The sequence below is a fragment of the Burkholderia sp. MSMB1588 genome, from assembly GCF_001546925.1.
Lineage (GTDB): Bacteria > Pseudomonadota > Gammaproteobacteria > Burkholderiales > Burkholderiaceae > Burkholderia > Burkholderia humptydooensis.
In genome coordinates this window covers 2,177,450-2,195,907 of record NZ_LNJS01000001.1, presented here as the reverse complement: position 1 = coordinate 2,195,907, position 18,458 = coordinate 2,177,450, and the positions used below count along the sequence as shown (strand labels likewise).

Annotated in this window: 17 protein-coding genes and 1 tRNA gene; 9 read left to right on the top strand and 9 right to left on the bottom strand. The window is 67.8% G+C overall.

Going from position 1 to position 18,458, the window contains the following annotated elements; translation table 11 throughout:
• Positions 1-364: 364 nt before the first annotated feature.
• Together WS92_RS21690 and argE are read right to left on the bottom strand one after the other, a co-directional pair.
• Complete coding sequence (locus WS92_RS21690) at positions 365-1,396, bottom strand: threonine/serine dehydratase family protein (RefSeq protein ID WP_009912791.1); 1,032 nt, start codon at positions 1,394-1,396, stop codon at positions 365-367.
• Between the two features lie 67 nt (positions 1,397-1,463).
• Entirely contained in the window at positions 1,464-2,681 is a 1,218-nt protein-coding gene (argE, locus tag WS92_RS21685) for an acetylornithine deacetylase (RefSeq protein ID WP_059934609.1), read from the bottom strand.
• A gap of 319 nt (positions 2,682-3,000) precedes the next feature.
• Between argE and WS92_RS21680 the strand changes: the two genes are divergently transcribed.
• The gene (locus WS92_RS21680) at positions 3,001-3,195 is read left to right on the top strand and encodes a hypothetical protein (protein WP_059934610.1); all 195 of its coding nucleotides are present in this window, start codon (positions 3,001-3,003) and stop codon (positions 3,193-3,195) included.
• A 129-nt stretch (positions 3,196-3,324) separates the two neighbouring features.
• On the opposite strand, the gene mfd is transcribed toward WS92_RS21680, so the two are convergent.
• Positions 3,325-6,894: a transcription-repair coupling factor gene (gene mfd / locus WS92_RS21675; protein WP_171845233.1), complete on the bottom strand. Its 3,570-nt coding sequence runs from the start codon at positions 6,892-6,894 to the stop codon at positions 3,325-3,327.
• A gap of 21 nt (positions 6,895-6,915) precedes the next feature.
• On the opposite strand from mfd, the gene ispD reads away from it, so the two are divergent.
• Together ispD and ispF are read left to right on the top strand one after the other, a co-directional pair.
• Complete coding sequence (ispD, locus tag WS92_RS21670) at positions 6,916-7,626, top strand: 2-C-methyl-D-erythritol 4-phosphate cytidylyltransferase (protein ID WP_059934611.1); 711 nt, start codon at positions 6,916-6,918, stop codon at positions 7,624-7,626.
• 40 nt (positions 7,627-7,666) lie between these two features.
• The gene (ispF, locus tag WS92_RS21665; RefSeq protein ID WP_006026131.1) at positions 7,667-8,155 is read left to right on the top strand and encodes a 2-C-methyl-D-erythritol 2,4-cyclodiphosphate synthase; all 489 of its coding nucleotides are present in this window, start codon (positions 7,667-7,669) and stop codon (positions 8,153-8,155) included.
• 188 nt (positions 8,156-8,343) lie between these two features.
• On the opposite strand, the gene WS92_RS21660 is transcribed toward ispF, so the two are convergent.
• The 4 genes from WS92_RS21660 to ompR all read right to left on the bottom strand — a co-directional run bounded on the left by WS92_RS21660 (position 8,344) and on the right by ompR (position 11,871).
• Complete coding sequence (locus WS92_RS21660; protein ID WP_059934612.1) at positions 8,344-8,871, bottom strand: carboxymuconolactone decarboxylase family protein; 528 nt, start codon at positions 8,869-8,871, stop codon at positions 8,344-8,346.
• 77 nt (positions 8,872-8,948) lie between these two features.
• Complete coding sequence (locus tag WS92_RS21655; protein WP_009912787.1) at positions 8,949-9,497, bottom strand: peroxiredoxin; 549 nt, start codon at positions 9,495-9,497, stop codon at positions 8,949-8,951.
• Positions 9,498-9,694: 197 nt separating this feature from the next.
• Positions 9,695-11,053: an ATP-binding protein gene (locus WS92_RS21650; protein ID WP_015600436.1), complete on the bottom strand. Its 1,359-nt coding sequence runs from the start codon at positions 11,051-11,053 to the stop codon at positions 9,695-9,697.
• Positions 11,054-11,145: 92 nt separating this feature from the next.
• On the bottom strand, positions 11,146-11,871 hold the full coding sequence (gene ompR / locus WS92_RS21645; RefSeq protein ID WP_004199523.1) for an osmolarity response regulator transcription factor OmpR: 726 nt from the start codon (positions 11,869-11,871) through the stop codon (positions 11,146-11,148).
• Positions 11,872-11,958: 87 nt separating this feature from the next.
• Between ompR and WS92_RS32905 the strand changes: the two genes are divergently transcribed.
• From WS92_RS32905 to WS92_RS21630, 4 genes are all read left to right on the top strand, one after another.
• Positions 11,959-12,141: a hypothetical protein gene (locus WS92_RS32905; protein WP_009904927.1), complete on the top strand. Its 183-nt coding sequence runs from the start codon at positions 11,959-11,961 to the stop codon at positions 12,139-12,141.
• A complete protein-coding gene (locus WS92_RS21640) occupies positions 12,141-12,431 on the top strand; it encodes a hypothetical protein (protein ID WP_015601254.1) in 291 nt (96 codons plus the stop codon). Before WS92_RS32905 ends, WS92_RS21640 begins: the two co-directional genes overlap by 1 nt.
• 185 nt (positions 12,432-12,616) lie before the next feature.
• The gene (locus WS92_RS21635) at positions 12,617-14,080 is read left to right on the top strand and encodes a DUF1800 domain-containing protein (protein ID WP_059934613.1); all 1,464 of its coding nucleotides are present in this window, start codon (positions 12,617-12,619) and stop codon (positions 14,078-14,080) included.
• A gap of 82 nt (positions 14,081-14,162) precedes the next feature.
• Positions 14,163-15,416 (top strand): DUF1501 domain-containing protein, encoded by a 1,254-nt coding sequence (locus WS92_RS21630; protein WP_015601607.1) that lies wholly within the window; start codon positions 14,163-14,165, stop codon positions 15,414-15,416.
• Between the two features lie 35 nt (positions 15,417-15,451).
• On the opposite strand, the gene hpnD is transcribed toward WS92_RS21630, so the two are convergent.
• Positions 15,452-16,288 carry a presqualene diphosphate synthase HpnD gene (hpnD, locus tag WS92_RS21625; RefSeq protein ID WP_006026138.1) on the bottom strand — a complete coding sequence of 279 codons (837 nt, stop codon included), beginning with the start codon at positions 16,286-16,288 and terminating at the stop codon, positions 15,452-15,454.
• A 239-nt stretch (positions 16,289-16,527) separates the two neighbouring features.
• Between hpnD and WS92_RS21620 the strand changes: the two genes are divergently transcribed.
• Together WS92_RS21620 and WS92_RS21615 are read left to right on the top strand one after the other, a co-directional pair.
• Positions 16,528-16,614: transfer RNA gene (locus tag WS92_RS21620), tRNA-Leu, on the top strand.
• Positions 16,615-17,069: 455 nt separating this feature from the next.
• Positions 17,070-17,531, top strand: coding sequence for an MEKHLA domain-containing protein (locus WS92_RS21615; RefSeq protein WP_009911954.1), 462 nt, complete (start codon positions 17,070-17,072; stop codon positions 17,529-17,531).
• Between the two features lie 127 nt (positions 17,532-17,658).
• Here the strand turns inward: WS92_RS21615 and WS92_RS21610 are convergent, their stop codons facing one another.
• Entirely contained in the window at positions 17,659-18,282 is a 624-nt protein-coding gene (locus tag WS92_RS21610; RefSeq protein WP_006026140.1) for a phospholipase D family nuclease, read from the bottom strand.
• Positions 18,283-18,458 lie beyond the last annotated feature (176 nt).

Here is an 18,458-nt window from a genome sequence, read left to right as displayed (position 1 = left end):
CTGCAAAGCGCTGCGCGCTCAGGCATTTACGCAGTTGTCCGGCCGCTTATCAACAAGCCTGTCAACATAATCTGTGGAAAACGCGCCGCCCGGCCCGGCGCGCGGCCGACGCGATTCGATCGTGCAACGCTCCGCGCCGGCGCAGGCGAATCGAATCGGATCAAGCAGTTAGCGCCGCTGCCCCATGCTTATCAACAGCCCTTTCAACAAAAACTGGGGATAACCGCATCGCTTTGCACGCCCGCTGCGCGCACTATCGACGCATTTCGCGGCGCTCCCCGAAAACGTCGCGCGATCAACGCGTTAGCGCGCTTGTCCGCGGCTTTTCAACATGCTCTTCAACATGAACTGGGGATAACCGGCGTCACGGCCGCGCTGCCCGGTGCAGCCGCGCGTGCTCGAGATGCGTGGCGAGCGCCGTCGAATCGATATTGGTGCCCGACAGCAGCACGCCGACGCGCCTGCCCTGCAGCGGCTCGCGCAGCGGCCCGAGCAAGGCGGCTGTCGCGGCCGCGCAGGCGGGCTCGACAGCGACTTTCAGATGCGCGAACAGATAGAGCATCGCCGCGCGCAGCGCGTCGTCCGAGACGGTGACGATCCGGTCGACATGGCGGCGGCACAGCTCGTAGCTGTACTCCTCGGTGTGCGGCGCCATCAGCGAATCGGCGATCGTGTGCATCGCACCCATCCGGATCGGGTGATTCGCGGCGAAGCTGCGGCTCATCGCATCCGCGCCCTCCGGCTCGACGCCGTACACGTGCACGCGCGGATTCGCGAGCCGCAGCGCGGTCGACGTGCCCGCGGCGAGACCGCCGCCGCCGATCGGCACGATCACCGCATCGAGGTCGGGCGTCTGCGTCGCCCATTCGTAGCCGAGCGTCGCGGTGCCGAGAATCGTGTGATAGCCGTTGAACGGATGCACGAAGAAACGGCCTTCCTCGGCCTCGATTCGCCGGACGATCTCGAACGCCTCGGCGGGGCTCGACGCCATCACGACCTCCGCGCGGTACTGGCGGCAGAGCGCGATGCGCGCCGGGCTCGCGGTGTCGAACATCACGACCTTCGCGCTCATGCCGAGCCGCATCGCCGCATAGGCGACGGCCGCCGCGTGATTGCCCGCCGACACGCAGGTGACGCCCGCGCTCTTCCTGTCCGCGCCGAGCGCGAGCAGGTTCGTGAACGCGCCGCGCGCCTTGAAGCTGCCGCTCGCCTGCAGCAGCTCGAACTTGAAGTTCACGTGCGTGTTGTCGAGCGACGGCAGGTCCGCGCGCTCGAACACCGGCGTGCGCATGACCCACGGCGTGAGCGCGAAGTGTTGCGCGGCAATTTCGTCGAGCGTCGGAATCGGCTCGCCGTTGATCGTCAAATGAGCGGGGCGGTTGGGTGAAGTCGACATGTGCGTGCGCGTATCGATGAGGTGGCCGATCGGCCGGCCAAGACGAAGCTCGCCGCGGCGCGCGGGCTCACGCGAGCGTCATGCCCCGCACGAGCTTGCGCAGGAAGCGTTCGCACGACGCGAGCTGGTCGAGCTCGACGAACTCGTTCGGCTTGTGCGCCTGCTCGATGTAGCCGGGCCCGCAGATGACGCTCGGAATGCCCGCGCGCTGGAACAGGCCCGCCTCGGTGCCGTACGCGACCTTGCGCTTTTCCCGATCGGCGGTGAGCGTGCGCACGAGCTCCGTGACCGCCGCCTGTTCGACTGCGTCGAGGCCGGGCGCGGCGGCGACCTTCGTGAACTCGATCGCCGCGTTCGGATGCTCGCGGCGCATCCGCGGCAGCAGCGTGTCGCGCGCGTAGGCGTTGATGCGCGCGAAGATCGCATCGGGGTCGAGCGTCGGCAAATTGCGGAACTCGAACGAGAACTGGCATTCGGCGGGCACCGTGTTGACCGCGTTGCCGCCCTGGATGATGCTCGTCTGCGCGGTCGTGAACGGCACGTCGTACAGTTCGTCGAACGGGCCTTGCGCGCGGAATTCGTCGGCGAGATCGCGGATGTGGCAGATGAGGCGCGCCGCGTATTCGATCGCGTTCAGGCCCTTCGGCGTGAGCGACGAATGCGCGGCGTGGCCGCGCACGCAGCAGCGGTAGACGTTGATGCCCTTGTGCGCGATCACGGGGCGCATGCCGGTCGGCTCGCCGACGATGCAGCCGGCGGGCGCGACGCCGCGCGCCTTCAGATCGGCGAGCATCAGCGGCGCGCCGGCGCAGCCAATCTCCTCGTCGAACGACAGCGCGAAGTGGATCGGCTGCGCGAGCCTTGCCGCCTGCATCTCGGGCAGCAGCGCGAGCGCCGCGCCGATGAAGCCTTTCATGTCGCAGGTGCCGCGCCCGTAGAGCTTGCCGTCGCGCACTTCGGGCCTGAACGGATCGCTGTCCCATTGCTGCCCGTCGACGGGCACGACGTCGGTGTGGCCCGACAGCACGATGCCGCCGTTCGTCGCGCCGTCGTGCGCGGGGATCGTCGCGAACAGGTTCGCCCAGCCGTCGCGGGCGTCGTGCGTGAGCGTCGATTCGACGCCCGCCGCGGCGAGCGTGTCGCGGACCATTTCGATGAGGCCGAGATTCGGCACGCGGCTCGTCGTGTCGATCGATACGAGCCGCTCGACCCACGACAGGCTGATCGGTTCGGCTAGCGAGGTGGGCGAGGACGCGGACGGTGCCGTTGCGTCGGGAACGGACATGGCGGGGCTCCGGCAGATGGGCAGATGAATGCAAAGATCATACTCAAAAACGATGCGGCCCGTCTTCGCGCGACGCTTTGCGGCGCAGCATCCGGCGCGTTCGCGCGCTGGGTGTGCTGGCATCTGTCGGCGGAGCGATCCGCATTGTCCTGCGAATCCGTGACAACGCTCCCGGCGGGCCTGTGGCCGGATACTGTCCGTGCGACGCGCTCGTCGACGCGTGACTAAGTTCTATTTAGAAACTTAATATCGAGACAATTACATTTATCGATGTAATTGTTTTGGCGGCCGCAGCGCCGAACAGCCGAACAAGGAGACGATGACGCATCTGCACATCGAACGCAGCGCGCGCGTGCTGATCGTGAGTTTCGACAATTCACCGGTCAACTTTCTCACGATGGCGATGATGCGTGAGCTGAAGCGCCTGCCCGACGGCATCGAGCGCGGCGCGGAGATCGGCGTCGACGAACTGGGCACGTGGATCGACGGCGTGGCCGTCGATTTCTCGCGTTAGGGCGGGGGGCTTCCGGCAGCCGGTCGTGCGACGGCTGTCCGCACGCGCCGGCGGCTCGCGCGCGAAGGATGCGCTGCGTCGCTCGGCGACGAAGCCGCCAGCCGCGCCCCGCGTCCCATGCCCCGCCAACTATCGCGCCGCCGCCTGCGCGCGCGACTGCTGAGGCTGGCCGAGCGCGCGCAGCGTCTCTTTCACCGTCGACACGCGCACCGCGAGGTCCGGCGTGCGCGTCTCGATCCGCAGCTTGTCCTGGCCCGCGAGCTTGATGTGCCGGTGCTTCTGCACCATGTCGATGATGCGCATCGGATCGATCGGCGGATTCGGCACGAACTGCAGCCCGATCGCCGCTTCGCTCGCGTCGATCTTCACGATGCCGAGCGGCTTCGCGGCGAGCCGCAGCCGGTGCGTCTCGACGAGCGCGTGCGCCTGCGGCGGCAGCTTGCCGAAGCGGTCGATCAGCTCTTCCTGGATGCCGTCGATCGAATCGCCGTGCTCGCAGTTCGCGAGCCGCTTGTACAGCGACAGCCGTTCCTGCACGTCGCCGCAATAGTCGGCGGGCAGGATCGCGGGCGCGTGCAGGTTGATCTCGGTCGTCGCGGCGAGCGGCGCGGTGAGGTCCGGCTCCTTGCCGTTCTTCAGCGCCTTCACCGCGTCGTTCAGCATCTCGGTGTAGAGCTGGAAGCCGATCTCGTGGATCTCGCCCGACTGCTTGTCGCCGAGCACCTCGCCCGTGCCGCGGATCTCGAGGTCGTGCATCGCGAGGTAGAAGCCCGAGCCGAGCTCCTCCATCTGCTGGATCGCCTCGAGCCGCCGCTGCGCCTGCTTCGTGAGCGCCTGCGGATCGTGCACGAGCAGGTATGCGTACGCCTGGTGGTGCGAGCGGCCGACGCGCCCGCGCAACTGGTGCAACTGCGCGAGGCCGAACTTGTCCGCGCGGTGCATGATGATGGTGTTCGCGCTCGGCACGTCGATGCCGGTCTCGATGATCGTCGTGCACAGCAGCACGTTCGCGCGCTGCGCGACGAAATCGCGCATCACGCGCTCGAGCTCGCGCTCGTGCATCTGGCCGTGCGCGATCGCGATGCGCGCCTCGGGCACCAGCGCCTCGAGCATCGCGCGGCGGTTCTCGATCGTTTCGACCTCGTTGTGCAGGAAGTACACCTGGCCGCCGCGCTTCAACTCGCGCAGCATCGCCTCGCGGATCACGCTCTCGTCCTCGCTGCGCACGAAGGTCTTGATCGCGAGCCGCTTCTGCGGCGCGGTCGCGATCACCGAGAAGTCGCGCAGGCCCTCGAGCGCCATGCCGAGCGTGCGCGGGATCGGCGTCGCGGTCAGCGTGAGCACGTCCACTTCCGCGCGCAGCGCCTTCAGCGCTTCCTTCTGGCGCACGCCGAAGCGGTGCTCCTCGTCGATGATCACGAGGCCGAGCCGCTTGAACTGCACGTCTGACGACAGCAGCTTGTGCGTGCCGATCACGATGTCGACGCTGCCTTCGTTGATCTGCTGGATCGCCGTGTTCACTTCCTTCGTCGACTTGAAGCGCGACAGCTCGACGATCTTCACGGGCCAATCGGCGAAGCGGTCGATGAAGGTCTGCGTGTGCTGCTCGGCGAGCAGCGTGGTCGGCGACAGCAGCGCGACCTGCTTGCCGCCCAGCACCGCGATGAACGCCGCGCGCAGCGCGACCTCGGTCTTGCCGAAGCCGACGTCGCCGCACACGAGGCGGTCCATCGGCTTGCCGCTCGTCATGTCGCCGATCACGGCCGCGATCGCGGCGGCCTGGTCGGGCGTTTCCTCGAAGCCGAAGCTGTCGGCGAACTTCACGTAGTCGCGCGGATCGAGCGCGAACGCGTGGCCCTCGCGCGCCGCGCGGCGCGCATAGAGGTTCAGCAGCTCGGCCGCGGTGTCGCGGATCTGCTGCGCGGCGCGGCGCTTCGCGCGCTCCCACTGGCCGGAGCCGAGCGCGTGCAGCGGCGCGCTGTCCGGGTCCGCGCCGCTGTAGCGCGAGATCACGTGCAGTTGCGCGACGGGCACGTACAGCTTGCTGTCGCTCGCGTATTCGAGATGCAGGAACTCGGTCTCGCCTTCGCCGAGATCCATCGACACGAGCCCCATGTAGCGGCCGATCCCGTGCTGCGCGTGAACGACCGGGTCGCCCACCTTCAGCTCGGACAGGTCGCGCACCATCGCGTCGACGTTGCTCGCCTGCTCCTGGCGGCGGCGTCCCGCGCGGCGGCCGAGCGCGCCGTACAGCTCGGTCTCGGTGACGATCGCGTAACCTTCGCCCGGCACCGCGAAGCCGCTCGCGAGGGGCGCGACGCCGAGCGCGAAGCGCTCGTCGCTCTCGAGCCACGCGGCGAAGCTGTCGCTGCCCGCGGGGCGCAGATGGTGCTCGGCGAACAATTGCGCGATCGTCTCGCGGCGGCCCGCGGATTCGACGGTGAAGAGCACGCGGTTCTTCGTCGCTTCCAGATATGCGACGAATGCGGCGAGCGGCGCGTCCGCGTGGCGGTCGAGCGCGAGGTTCGGCAGCGGCGCGGCCCAGCCGCCCGCCGGCTGCGCGGGCAGCACGAGCCGCGCGAACGGCTTCGCGAGCAGATAGAAGTCGTCGTCGGACAGGAACAGGCGCTGCGGCTCGAGGATCGGCCGCTCGCGGTCGTGCGACAGGAACGCGTAGCGCTGCTTCGTGTCGGCCGTGAAGCGCTTGATCGCCGCGTCGAGATCGCCCGCGAACACGAGCTGCGCGCGCTCGGGCAGATAGTGGAAGAGCGTCGCCGTCTCGTCGAAGAAGAGCGGCAGGTAGTATTCGATGCCGGCCGACGGCACGCCGTTGCCGATGTCCTTATAGATCGGCGAGCGGCTCGGGTCGCCTTCGAAGGTCTCGCGCCAGCGGCTTCTGAACGCGGTGCGCGCGGCCTCGTCGAACGGGAACTCGCGGCCGGGCAGGAGGCGCACGTCGCGCACCGGGTAGAGGCTGCGCTGCGTGTCCGGATCGAACGCGCGGATCGAGTCGACCTGGTCGTCGAACAGATCGATCCGGTACGGCAGCGGCGAGCCCATCGGGAACAGGTCGATCAGCGAGCCGCGCACGCAGTATTCGCCGGGCCGCACGACCTGGCTCACGTGCTCGTAGCCGGCGAGCGTCAGTTGCGCCTTCAGCTTCGCTTCGTCGAGCCGCTCGCCCTGCGTGAACGAGAACGTGTACGCGGCGAGGAACGACGCGGGCGGCATCCGGTAGAGCGCCGTCGTCGCGGGCACGAGCAGGATGTCGCAGCGGCCTTCGCCCAGGTCGTGCAGCGTCGCGAGCCGCTCGGACACGAGATCCTGGTGCGGCGAGAACGTGTCGTACGGCAGCGTCTCCCAGTCGGGCAGCACGCGCACGCGCGCGTCGGGCGCGAAGTAGCGCAGTTCCTGCGCGAGCCGCTGCGCGTCGACCGCGTTCGCGCAGATCACGGCGAGAAGCGGCACCTGCGCGCGGTGCGCGGCGAGATAGCGGGCGATGACGAGCGCGTCGGCGGAGCCGTGCGCGCCGTCGAATGCGAAGCGTTGGCCCGCCTTGACGAGCGCGATGGGGGACTGCGAAGGGGAGGCGTTGTCTGACATAGCGAGCGGCTGGTTGGCGGACGCCGGATGGCGGACGAGCTCGGCGCGGCTCATCGCGGCGAAAGACGTATTATAAAATCCGTCCTTCGATTTCATCTTTCCCGGCGCTCCCTTTCCGTGACCTCCCGACTTTTTGCCCTGATTCCGTGCGCCGGCACCGGCAGCCGTTCCGGCTCGGCATTGCCGAAGCAATACCGCACGCTCGCCGGACGCGCGCTCCTGCACTACACGCTCGCCGCGTTCGACGCGTGCAGCGAGTTCGCGCAGACGCTCGTCGTGATCTCGCCCGACGACGCCCACTTCGACGCGCGCCGCTTTTCCGGCCTGCGCTTCGCGGTGCGGCGCTGCGGCGGCGCGTCGCGGCAGGCATCGGTGATGAACGGGCTGATCCAGCTCGCCGAATTCGGCGCGACGGACGCCGACTGGGTGCTCGTGCACGACGCCGCGCGCCCCGGCATCACGCCCGCGCTGATCCGCACGCTGATCGGCGCGCTGAAGGACGACCCCGTCGGCGGCATCGTCGCGCTGCCGGTTGCCGATACGCTCAAGCGCGTGCCGGCGGGCAGCGACGCGATCGAGCGCACCGAGTCGCGCAACGGCCTCTGGCAGGCGCAGACGCCGCAGATGTTCCGCATCGGGATGCTGTGCGACGCGATCCAGCGCGCGCAGTTCGAGGGCCACGATCTGACCGACGAAGCGAGCGCGATCGAATGGGCGGGCCACACGCCGCGCGTCGTGCAGGGCAGCCTGCGCAACTTCAAGGTCACGTACCCGGAGGATTTCGACCTCGCGGAGGCGATCCTCGCGCATCCGGCGCGCGCTTCCTGAACCGCATCTTCACCATCGCATCACACTCGGATCGAATCACATGGATTTCAGAATCGGACAAGGCTACGACGTGCACCAGCTCGTTCCCGGACGGCCGCTCATCATCGGCGGCGTGACGATCCCGTACGAGCGTGGGCTCCTCGGCCACTCGGACGCGGACGTGCTGCTGCACGCGATCACCGACGCGCTGTTCGGCGCGGCGGCGCTTGGCGACATCGGCCGCCATTTCTCCGACACCGATCCGCGCTTCAAGGGCGCCGACAGCCGCGCGCTGCTGCGCGAATGCGCCGCGCGCGTCGCGCAGGCGGGCTTTTCGATCCGCAACGTCGACAGCACGATCGTCGCGCAGGCGCCGAAGCTCGCGCCGCACATCGACGCGATGCGCGCGAACATCGCGGCCGATCTCGGCTTGCCGCTCGAGCGCGTGAACGTGAAGGCGAAGACGAACGAGAAGCTCGGCTATCTTGGCCGCGGCGAGGGGATCGAGGCGCAGGCGGCGGCGCTCGTCGTGCGCGAAGCGGCCGCGTGAGCGGCGGCTTTCGCCATGATCGATCGCCGTTGCGGCGAGCTCGAATGCTGGCGTCGCGTCGGCCCGCCGTGCCGGCCATCTCGCCGCCCGCACAAACGAAAACGCCACGCGCAATCGCCGCGTGGCGTTTTTCATTGAAACGACGGCCGCGCCGCGAACGTGCGCGGCTGCGGCGGCGGCCGCCGCGCTTACTTGCCTTCCGCCGCGATCACTTGCGCGGCGGCGTTGATCACCGCCGCGATCCGGCCGACGTCGCGCAACTGCGTGACCGTCATCCCTTGTTCGTTCTTGAGCAGCGCGTAGTGCGATTTCACGCAGAAGTGGCACTTGCCGACGATCGACGCGGCGAGCGCGTACATCTCGAACTTGCGCTTGTCGACGCCGCCGTGCGAAGCGTACGCGCCCATCCGCAGCTCGGCGCGCTGGGTCTTCAGGTCGGCGTCGTCGGCCATCTCGACATACGGATACCAGACGTTGTTCATCCCCATCAGCGCGGCCGCCGTCAGCGCCGCCTGGGATTCCTCGGGCGACAGCACGCCCGCTTCGCGAATCGCCTTCACGAGCGCCGGGCTCTTCGCCGCGAAGGCCGCGGCGAGCGCCGCGCCGACCGCGTCTGCGCCGTCGAGCGACGAGCGCGAGATCGTGCCGTCGAGGTTCAGGCGGATGTCCTTCGCGTAGTCGGGAATTAGCGCCTTAATCGAATCGATGAATTCCATTGATATCTCCTATGATTGGGCCGTTAAAAAAGCCCGCGGGCAACACGCAGCGCCGCGGGCTTTCGTGCATCGGACGCTTACAGCGTCGCGCCGCCGATCGCGCGGTTGCACGGGCAGAGTTCGTCCGTTTGCAGGCCGTCGAGAATGCGCAGGATTTCTTCCGGGCTGCGGCCGACGTTCAGGTTGTTCACCGACACGTGCTGGATCGTGTTGTCCGGGTCGACGATGAAGGTCGCGCGCAGGGCCACGCCCGCTTCCTTGTCGCGCACGCCGAGCTGGTCGATCAGCTCGCCCTTGACGTCGCCGAACGAGTAGTGGTTCAGCTTGTCGAGATCCTTGTGCTCACGGCGCCACGCGAGCTTGACGAATTCGTTGTCCGAGCTGCCGCCGAGCAGCACGGCGTCGCGCTCTTCGAACTGCTTCGCGAGCTTGGCGAATTCGACGATTTCCGTCGGGCACACGAACGTGAAGTCCTTCGGGTAGAAGTAGACGACCTTCCACTTGCCCGGGAACGACGCTTCGGTGACGGTCTCGAATGCCGACTGGCCGTTTTCTTCGTGATTGTTGAAGCCCGGCTTCGCGGCCACAACGGTGAAAGCTTCGAGTTTATCGCCCACGGTCTTCATGCGGATGCTCCTGTATGAGTTGGAAAAAACGGCTACCTAGGTCAAGCTACCGATGCGCTGCAACGTTTCCGTGACAGCATAGGCAACATCATAACGCTATTATATTTTTCTATCAATAGATTTTAACTAACGATCCTCATAGAAATTTTCAAAGACGTCGATAGGGTCGACCATCGGGGGAAGGGAGGCGCCGTGCGTTACGCGGCCGCACGCGCTCTTGCGCTCGGAAACTCCAGCGTGACTTCGAGGCCCGCGTCGGGCGTGCGGTTGCGCAGCCGCAGCGTGCCGCGGTAGCGGTTGACGAGGCGCAGCACGATCGCCATGCCGAGCCCGGTGCCGTCGGCCTTGCTGCGCGCGGTGTCGACGCGATAGAACGGGCGCATCACGAGGGGCAACTGATCATCGGGGATGCCGGGGCCCTCGTCGGCGACGACGAGCTCGACGCGCGCGTGCGTCACCCGCGTTTCGAGCAGGATGCGCGCGATGCCGTCCTTCTTGCTCTGCCCGTACTTGCGCGCGTTCTCGACGAGGTTGCCGATCACGCGGCGCATGTCCGTTTCGTCCGCTTCGATGACGGCCGCGGGCGCGAGGCGGATGTCGAGCTGCACGCCGTCTTCGCTGACGATCCGCGCGGCGACCTCGCGTGCGACCTGCGACAGATCGACGGGCTCCGGTGTGCGCTGCGCGGGGCGCGCGTAATCGATGAACGCGGCGATGATGCGGTCCATCTGCTCGATGTCGTCGACCATCGCGTCCTTCGTCGCCTGATCGGACGGGCTCATCTCGGTCTCGAGGCGCAGCCGCGCGAGGGGCGTGCGCAGGTCGTGCGAGATGCCCGCGAGCATCAGCGCGCGATCGGCCTCGAGCTGCTCGAGATCGCGAACCATCTGGTTGAAGCTGCGGTTCGTCTCGGCGGCGACGCCCATTCCGCGCTCGGGCAGCGGTTCCGGCGTTTGGCCGGAGCCGACCTTGCGCGCGGCGAGCGCGAGCCGCGAGAACGGCTGGTTCACGAGGCTCGTGATGAACGCCGAGCCGAAGAGCGACAGCGCGAGCGCGAAGAGGCCCCATCCCGCCCATTGCAGGCCGGTGACGGTGTCGAGCTGATCGCGGTCGAGCGCGACCCAGTAGTCGTCGTCGTCGATCTTGAAGCTGATCCACACGCCGGGAATGTCGTTGACCGATTGCGCGATCACCGTGTCGTCGCCCAGGCGGCTGCGGATGTCGTGCTCGATCAGCCGGTTCAGCGACTCGTCGGGCTGCAGCTTGAACTTGTCGGTTTTCTCGCGCGGATAGACGCGCACGCCTTCGTTGCTCTCGAGATCCTGCAGCAGCGCGCGGCGCAGGTCGGGATCGGAATAGAGCAGCGCGGTGCGCGTGAGCTTCACGATGGCGACGAGCTGGAGCGCGACGCGCTGCGCGCGCGGCTCGCGCTCGATCACCCGGAAGCTCTGGAACCACGCGGCGAGGCTGACGGCGATCAACAGCGCAATCAGCAGGAAGGTGCGCCAGAACAGCCCGCCGAACACGAGCGTCAAGAGGCGCCGGTCGATACGCATAGGGACTGGCTGTCTAACTGGCGTCAAAGGCGTGGCGTCAAAGGCGTGGCGTCGAAGATGGCGTCGACGCCACGTATTGCGTCGAAGCGGAATCAGGCGGCGCCGTCGGGGATGAACACATAGCCGAGACCCCACACCGTCTGGATGAAGCGCGGGCTGCCCGGATCGGGTTCGATCAGCTTGCGCAGGCGCGAGATCTGCACGTCGAGGCTGCGGTCGAACACTTCGTATTCGCGGCCGCGCGCGAGCTCCATCAGCTTTTCGCGCGACAGCGGCTGGCGCGGATGGCGCGCGAACACCTTCAGCACCGAGAATTCGCCCGTCGTGAGCGGAATCTCCTGGCCGGATTTCGTGAGCGTGCGCGTGGCGAGGTTCAGCGAGAACTCGCCGAACTCGAACACCTCGGTGGTCTCGGAGGGCGCGCCCGGCAGCTCGGCGGGCGCCTGGCGGCGCAGCACCGCGTGGATGCGCGCGACGAGCTCGCGCGGGTTGAACGGCTTCGGCAGGTAGTCGTCGGCGCCCATCTCGAGGCCGACGATGCGATCGACGTCCTCGCCCTTCGCGGTGAGCATGATGATCGGCGTGCGGTCGTTGCTGCCGCGCAGGCGGCGGCAGATCGACAGGCCGTCCTCGCCCGGCAGCATCAGGTCGAGCACGAGCAGATCGAAACGCTCGCGCACCCAGAGCTTGTTCATTGCCGTCGCGTTCTCCGCGACATACACGTTGAAGCCCTGCTCGCCGAGGTAGCGGCGCAGCAGGTCGCGCAGGCGCGGGTCGTCGTCGACGACGAGAATCTTGGAGGGGTTTTTCGTTTCCATGAGCGGCATCTTATCGCGATTAGGAAAAAACGCGCGGTAGCGGCTTTCGACGGGTTACAGTCAGTTACAAAATTTACCCGCGCTATTGTGCGGAGTAAAGACAGTCACGACAGACTCCTTTACTCGAAGACGACATTCGGTGGATACTCCATCCACTTAACATTTACATGGTTTGCACGCCCGATTCTCGCAGGGTTTGTTCGTGTGCCAAAGGTAGCCGGTTGCCGCGTGACGAAGGGAACAAAACGACGAAAGAGGCGAGGCCAGTGATGCGGCCGACGAAGATGGCGCTCGTGCTGGCGCTCGCGTGCGTCGGCTTCCTCGCTTCGGACTTCGCTTGCGCGCAGCGCCCGGACCGCGGCGCCGCGACGTCGCACAAGATGCCGCGCGGCAACGGCGCGGCAGGGCGTTCCGCGCCGCCCGGCGAGCCGCCCGCGCGCGCGGCCGCCGTCCCGCCCGATCTCGAGCAGCGCCGCCGCGACGGCCACATGACGCCGGAAGAGCGGCATCTCTTGCGCCAGCACATCGAAGACGCAGTGCGCGAGCTTTACAAACGTTGAATCGTTAAATCCGGCGTATCGCCGCGCGCCGTCCCTCGGACGTTGTCCTTCGTCCTTCGTCAGAAAAATTCCGTAGCAATTCGACCGTCAACTGCGCGTCGCCGCGAACCGTTGAATCGCCATCACGGACGGCTCGCGCGCTTCGCGAGCCGACGTGGCTTGTCTCTTTCGGAGAACGGTCGACGATGAGCGATTCGAGAACGTCCGGGCGGCCCCCGGCGAAGCCGGACCGGATTCCGGCTGCCATGCAGACGCTGCTTGACGCGGACGACGCGCGCTTCCTGCTGACGCGCACCGGCTTTTCGCCGCCGCCGCGCGACGTTGTGCGCCTCGTCGGCATGACGCGCGCGCAGGCGCTCGCCGAACTGCTCGACGGTGCGCGCACGCAAAGCGTGACGCCGCCGCCCGACTGGGTGCGCGAGGCGCCGCCGTCGCGCGCGGCGCGCGCCGCGTTCTCGCCCGACGAGCGACGCGCGGAACAGCAACTGCGCAATCGCCGCTACGACGAGCTGCGCGCGTGGTGGGTGCGCGAGATGCTCGTGACGCCTTCGCCGCTCACCGAGCGGATGACGCTCTTCTGGCACAACCACTTCACGTCCGGCCAGGACAAGGTACCGTTTCCGCAAACGATTGCGGCGCAACATGCGCTGCTGCGCGCCGATGCGCTCGGCAACTTCGGCGCGATGCTGCACGGCGTCGCGAAGGACCCGGCGATGCTGCAGTATCTCGACGGCGCGAGCAATCGCCGGGGCCGCCCGAACGAGAACTTCGCGCGCGAGGCGATGGAACTTTTCACGCTCGGCGAGGGCCACTATACGCAGCGCGACGTGTCCGAAGCCGCGCGCGCCTATACCGGCTGGGGGCTCGATCCCGATACGCTCGCGTATGTGTTCCGGCCGAACGTTCACGACGACGGCGTGAAGACCGTGCTCGGCGAAACCGGCCGCTTCGACGGCGACGCGGTGCTCGATATCCTGCTCGCCCGCCCCGAGACCGCGCGCTTCGTCGTCGCGAAGCTGTGGCGCGAGTTCGTCTCCGATGCGCCGGATGCCGGCGAGCTCGAGCGCATCGCCGCGCGATTCCGGCAGAGCGGCTACGACATCAAGGCGGCGCTCGCGGAGCTGTTCTCGTCCGATGCGTTCTGGGCCGACCGCAATCGCGGCGTGCTCGTCAAATCGCCGGCGGAGTTTGTGGTCGGCACGGTGCGGCTTTTCGACGTCGACTACGGCGATACCGCGCCGTTCGCGAACACGTTGCGCGCGCTCGGCCAGAACCTGTTCTATCCGCCGAACGTGAAGGGCTGGCCGGGCGGCGCGGCCTGGATCAACAGCTCGACGCTGCTTGCGCGCAAGCAGTTCGTCGAGCAGATGATGCGAGCGACGGAGGCGCCCGGCATGCGCGCGGCGCCCGTCTCCCATGACATGGCAGGCCGGCCGGCGTCGATGCGGCGCGCGGCGATGCGCTTCGATCTCGACGCGTGGCTCGCCGCGTACCGGACGAAGCCGCAGGCGCAGCCGGATCTGTCGACGGAGCTGCAACTGCAGCACGCGGTGCTGCCGATTTCGCCCGTCGCGGCGATCGAGGCGGGCGCGACGAGCAGCGCGTATTTGCAGACCCTGTTGATGGATCCGGCGTATCAACTGAAGTGAAGAACATGAACATGACGACGACGGAATATCGCGCGATGCGGCAACGCGCGGGCCGCGTCGAATGCTAAACGAGGAAAGCAGCATGAAACGACGCGATTTTCTGGCCTTGGCGAGTCTTGCCGGCGCGGCGGGCGTATCGCTGTCGCTGCCGCGCGCGTTCGCGGCGGCGCCGGCCGCTTCGGGCGAGAAGGGGGCATTCGGCGCGATCGGCGCGGCGGGCGCCGCGCGCTACTCGAACCTGCTGATCCTCGTCGAGCTGAAGGGCGGCAACGACGGGCTCAACACGGTGATTCCCTATGCGGACCCGCTGTACCGCACGCTGCGCCCGACGATCGGCGTCAAGCGCGAGCAGGTCGTGCAGCTCGACGAGCGCGCCGCGCTGCATCCGGCGCTCGAGCCGATCGTGCCTCTCTGGCGCGAGGGGCGGCTCGCGATCGTCGACGGCGTCGGCTATCCGCAGCCGAATCTGTCGCACTTTCGCTCGATCGAGATCTGGGATACCGCGTCGCGCGCGGACGAGTATCTGCGCGAAGGGTGGCTCACGCGCGCCTTCGCGCAGGCCAGCGTGCCGCCCGGCTTCGCCGCGGACGGCATCGTGCTCGGCAGCGCGGAAATGGGGCCGCTCGCGAACGGCGCGCGCGCGATCGCACTCGTCAATCCCGCGCAGTTCGCGCGCGCGGCGCGGCTCGTGCAGCCCGTGTCGCTGCGCGAGCAGAATCCCGCGCTCGCGCACGTGATCGACATCGAAAACGACATCGTCAAGGCCGCCGACCGGCTGCGTCCGCACGCGGGCACGCCCGCGCTCGCGACCGCGTTTCCGGGCGGACCGTTCGGCGCGTCGGTGAAGACCGCGATGCAGGTGCTCGCCGCGTGCGACACGCCGCAGCGCACGCCGGCGCCGGGGCAGGGCGTTGCGGTGCTGCGCCTCACGCTGAACGGCTTCGACACGCACCAGAACCAGCCCGGCCAGCAGGCGGGATTGCTCAGGCAACTGGCGCAGGGGCTTGTCGCGATGCGCTCGGCGTTGATCGAGCTCGGGCGCTGGAACGATACGCTCGTGATGACGTATGCGGAATTCGGCCGGCGCGCGCGAGAGAACCAGAGCAACGGAACGGATCACGGCACGGCCGCGCCGCATTTCGTGATGGGCGGGCGTGTGCGCGGCGGGCTGTATGGCGCGCCGCCCGCGCTCGCTGCGCTCGACGGCAACGGCAACCTGCCCGTCGCGGTCGATTTCCGTCAGCTCTATGCGACCGTGCTCGGCCCGTGGTGGGGGCTCGACGCGACGAGCGTGCTCAAGCAGCGCTTCGAGCCGCTGCCGCTGCTGCGCGCCTGATGTGCGGGACGTGCGGCGGCATGTGTCGGCGCGTGTCAGCGGCGCCGCGCGGCGCGCCACGCGATCCACAGCTTGCGGATCGGTGTGAGCGCGATTCGCTGGTGCAGCACCTGGAAGCCGTCGCGCTCGATCTCGTCGAGCACCGCGAGCGCGAGCGCGCCGAGCGCGCGCAGCGTGCGCTGCGCGCGGCGCTCGTCGGCGGGGATGCCGGATAGCGACGCGTTGAGCGCGTCGCGCGCGCGCGACGTCTGGAAGCGCATCAGCTCGGTATACGCGGGGGTGTAGCGGCGATTGAGGAGATCGGCGGCCGTCACGCCATAGCGTTGCAGTTCGTCGATCGGCACGTAGATGCGCCCCTGCCGCGCATCCTGCCCGAGATCCTGCACGAATTGCGCGAGCGTGAGCGCCTCGCCGAGCGGCTGCGCCCAGCGCGCGTCGCCCGCGGCGGGCCGGCTCGCGCTCGCGCGCGCGACGAGCGCGGCGAACGTGCCGCCCGTATGGTCGACATAGCGGCGCAGATTCGCGAAGTCCAGATAGCGCGCCTGCTCGAGATCCATGCCGTATCCGCTCACGAGCGTGCGCAGCGCGCCGGCTTCGCGCGCGATGTCCGGATGATGCGCGGCGAGCGCCTGTGACACCGGATGCGACGGATTGCCGGCCGCGAGCGCGGCGAGTTCCTTTTGCCACCACGCGAGCTTCGCGTGGCCGACAGTCGGATCGCTGACCTCCTTCACCGTCTGCTCGATTTCGCGACGCAGCGCGAACAGCGCGGCGACGAGCGGCTGGCGCGCGAGCGGCGCCTGGCGCAGCGCATAGTAGAAGCTGGAGCCGGGCGGCGCGGCTTTCTGCTGGCAGTATTCGTCGAAATTCACGGGGGCAGGAACGAGTGAGGCGAGATCGGCTCGGACGGGGGCGGGCGTTCGACCGCACGGTATCGCGGCCGCATTGCGGGGACAACGGCGAATTCTAGCATCGCGGCAAAAGAGAGGCAGGACGCTAGAGACAAGCGTAGGGAGATCGGTTAGAATCTCGCGCTCGCGCTTTCCAGGCGGTCGCGAAAGCGTTATGCGACCCCGGCGTGCAGCCCGTTGGCTGCAGCATTTTCTCGCGTGCGTGAGTGGCGAAATTGGTAGACGCACCAGGTTTAGGTCCTGACGCCCGCAAGGGTGTGCCGGTTCGAGTCCGGCCTCACGCACCATCCACGCTTTTCCGCTTCGATCAGGCTCGAAGCCGAGATCGGTTCGATCGACGCATCGTCTGAATCATTTCGATCCGTCGTTTCGGAAAGCGCTCCCGTCATTCTTCCGCTTCTCCGTTAGCCACCGCCGAACGTCCGTCGCGCGTATCGTGGCCAGAGGCAAAAATCTTCCGTTATTCCGTCATTTTCGGGTTTCGCCGCGCGACAGTTCGTGTGGCGCGTTGTCGATGCGCGATCGAGGCCGTGCGGCGCGGCATCCGAATCGCGGCATCCAGGCGCGGCGTTCGGGCACGGCATTCGTCAGCGGCCGATGATTCCTCGATTCGTCGAACGCTTCTCCGCACGCGTTGAACCAGGCGCACAATCTGCAGTCGATTCACCTTGACGCGTGCGGCGGCGCGTTTCGCCGTGCTCGCGCGATTTCCTCCACTCATTTTCAGAAACAGAACGAAGCCATGTCCCATTCGCTTGCGCTGGATCCGGATTTCTTCGATCTCCTTGCGGTCAGCCACCTGCGGCTGATCGGCACGCCGCTCGTCGACCCTGCGGTGCCGCGCGCCGACGGCCCGCGCTGGCTCTACGAGGACGCGCCGTTTTGCGTGCTCGCCCACGACGCCGCCGAGGACCCGCGCTACGTCTATGCGAACAGGACCGTGCAGCGCTGCTTCGAGTACGACTGGGACGAGATGACCGCGTTGCATTCGCGGTACTCCGCCGAGGAGCCGAATCGCGACGAGCGCGCGCGGCTGCTCGAATCGGTGCGGACGCGCGGCTTCGCGACCGGCTATCGCGGCCTGCGGGTGGCGAAATCGGGGCGGCGTTTCTGGATCGAGGACGTCACCGTCTGGAATCTGATCGATCGCGACGGCACGTATCGGGGGCAGGCCGCGACCTATCGCCGGTGGACGGACGCGTGAGTCGCGGTGGCCGGCCGATGCGCGAACGGCGCGTGCGAGCGAGCCGGCGATCGAGCATCGAGCCTTCGCCGACCGATAGCCGACCGATAGCCGACCGATAGCCGACCGATAGCCGACCGATAGCCGATCAATAAGTCGACCGATAATCGGTCCCCTGATCGTACCGGTTCTGCCAGTGCTTCAGGTACTGCGCGGCGAGCGCCGGATTGTTCCAGACGACGAGCACGTTTTCCGAGTTGCGCGCGGCCGCGGCGGCGCTGAAATTGAACGACCCCGTCTCGACATGGCGGCCGTCGACGACGATGTACTTGTCGTGATGGATCGCGTAGCGGCCGATCGTGCGCGTCGGCACTTTCGCGTTGACGAGCAGGTTGAGCGCCTGCTTCGACGCCCTTGAGCGATTGCCGTCGTTGTCGACGACGATCGCGACGTCGACGCCGCGGCGGCGCGCGTCGAGGAGCGCGCGCACGACCTTCGGCGACGTGAACGAATAGCCGGCGAGGCGGATCGACGCGCGCGAGGTGCCGATCACCTTCAACACGAGCGTTTCCGCGCCGCCGTCCGGCGAGAACGCGGCCTCGACGACCTGTCCCGCCGGCGCTTCCTTCGCGGACGACGGCAGCGCGTCGGCGATCAGCGCGACGAGGCGCTCGATCAGTGATTCGGAAGCCGTCTTGCTGACGGCGGGCGGTGCGGCGGACAGGAAAACGGCGGCGAGACACGCGGCGGCGAGCCGCTTCGGCAACTGCATGAGAGGGTCGGGCGTTCGAAACTGACGAGGACGAGAGTGTAACGGCATCGGCGCGGTTTTCGTCGACGCGCCGGAAAGTCTCTGTCGACGCGCACCGGCGCATCGTCGACGCCCATCCACGCCCATCGACGAACGGCGCCGCGCGGCGCCGTATCGGCATGCTTCGCGCCGCCCGA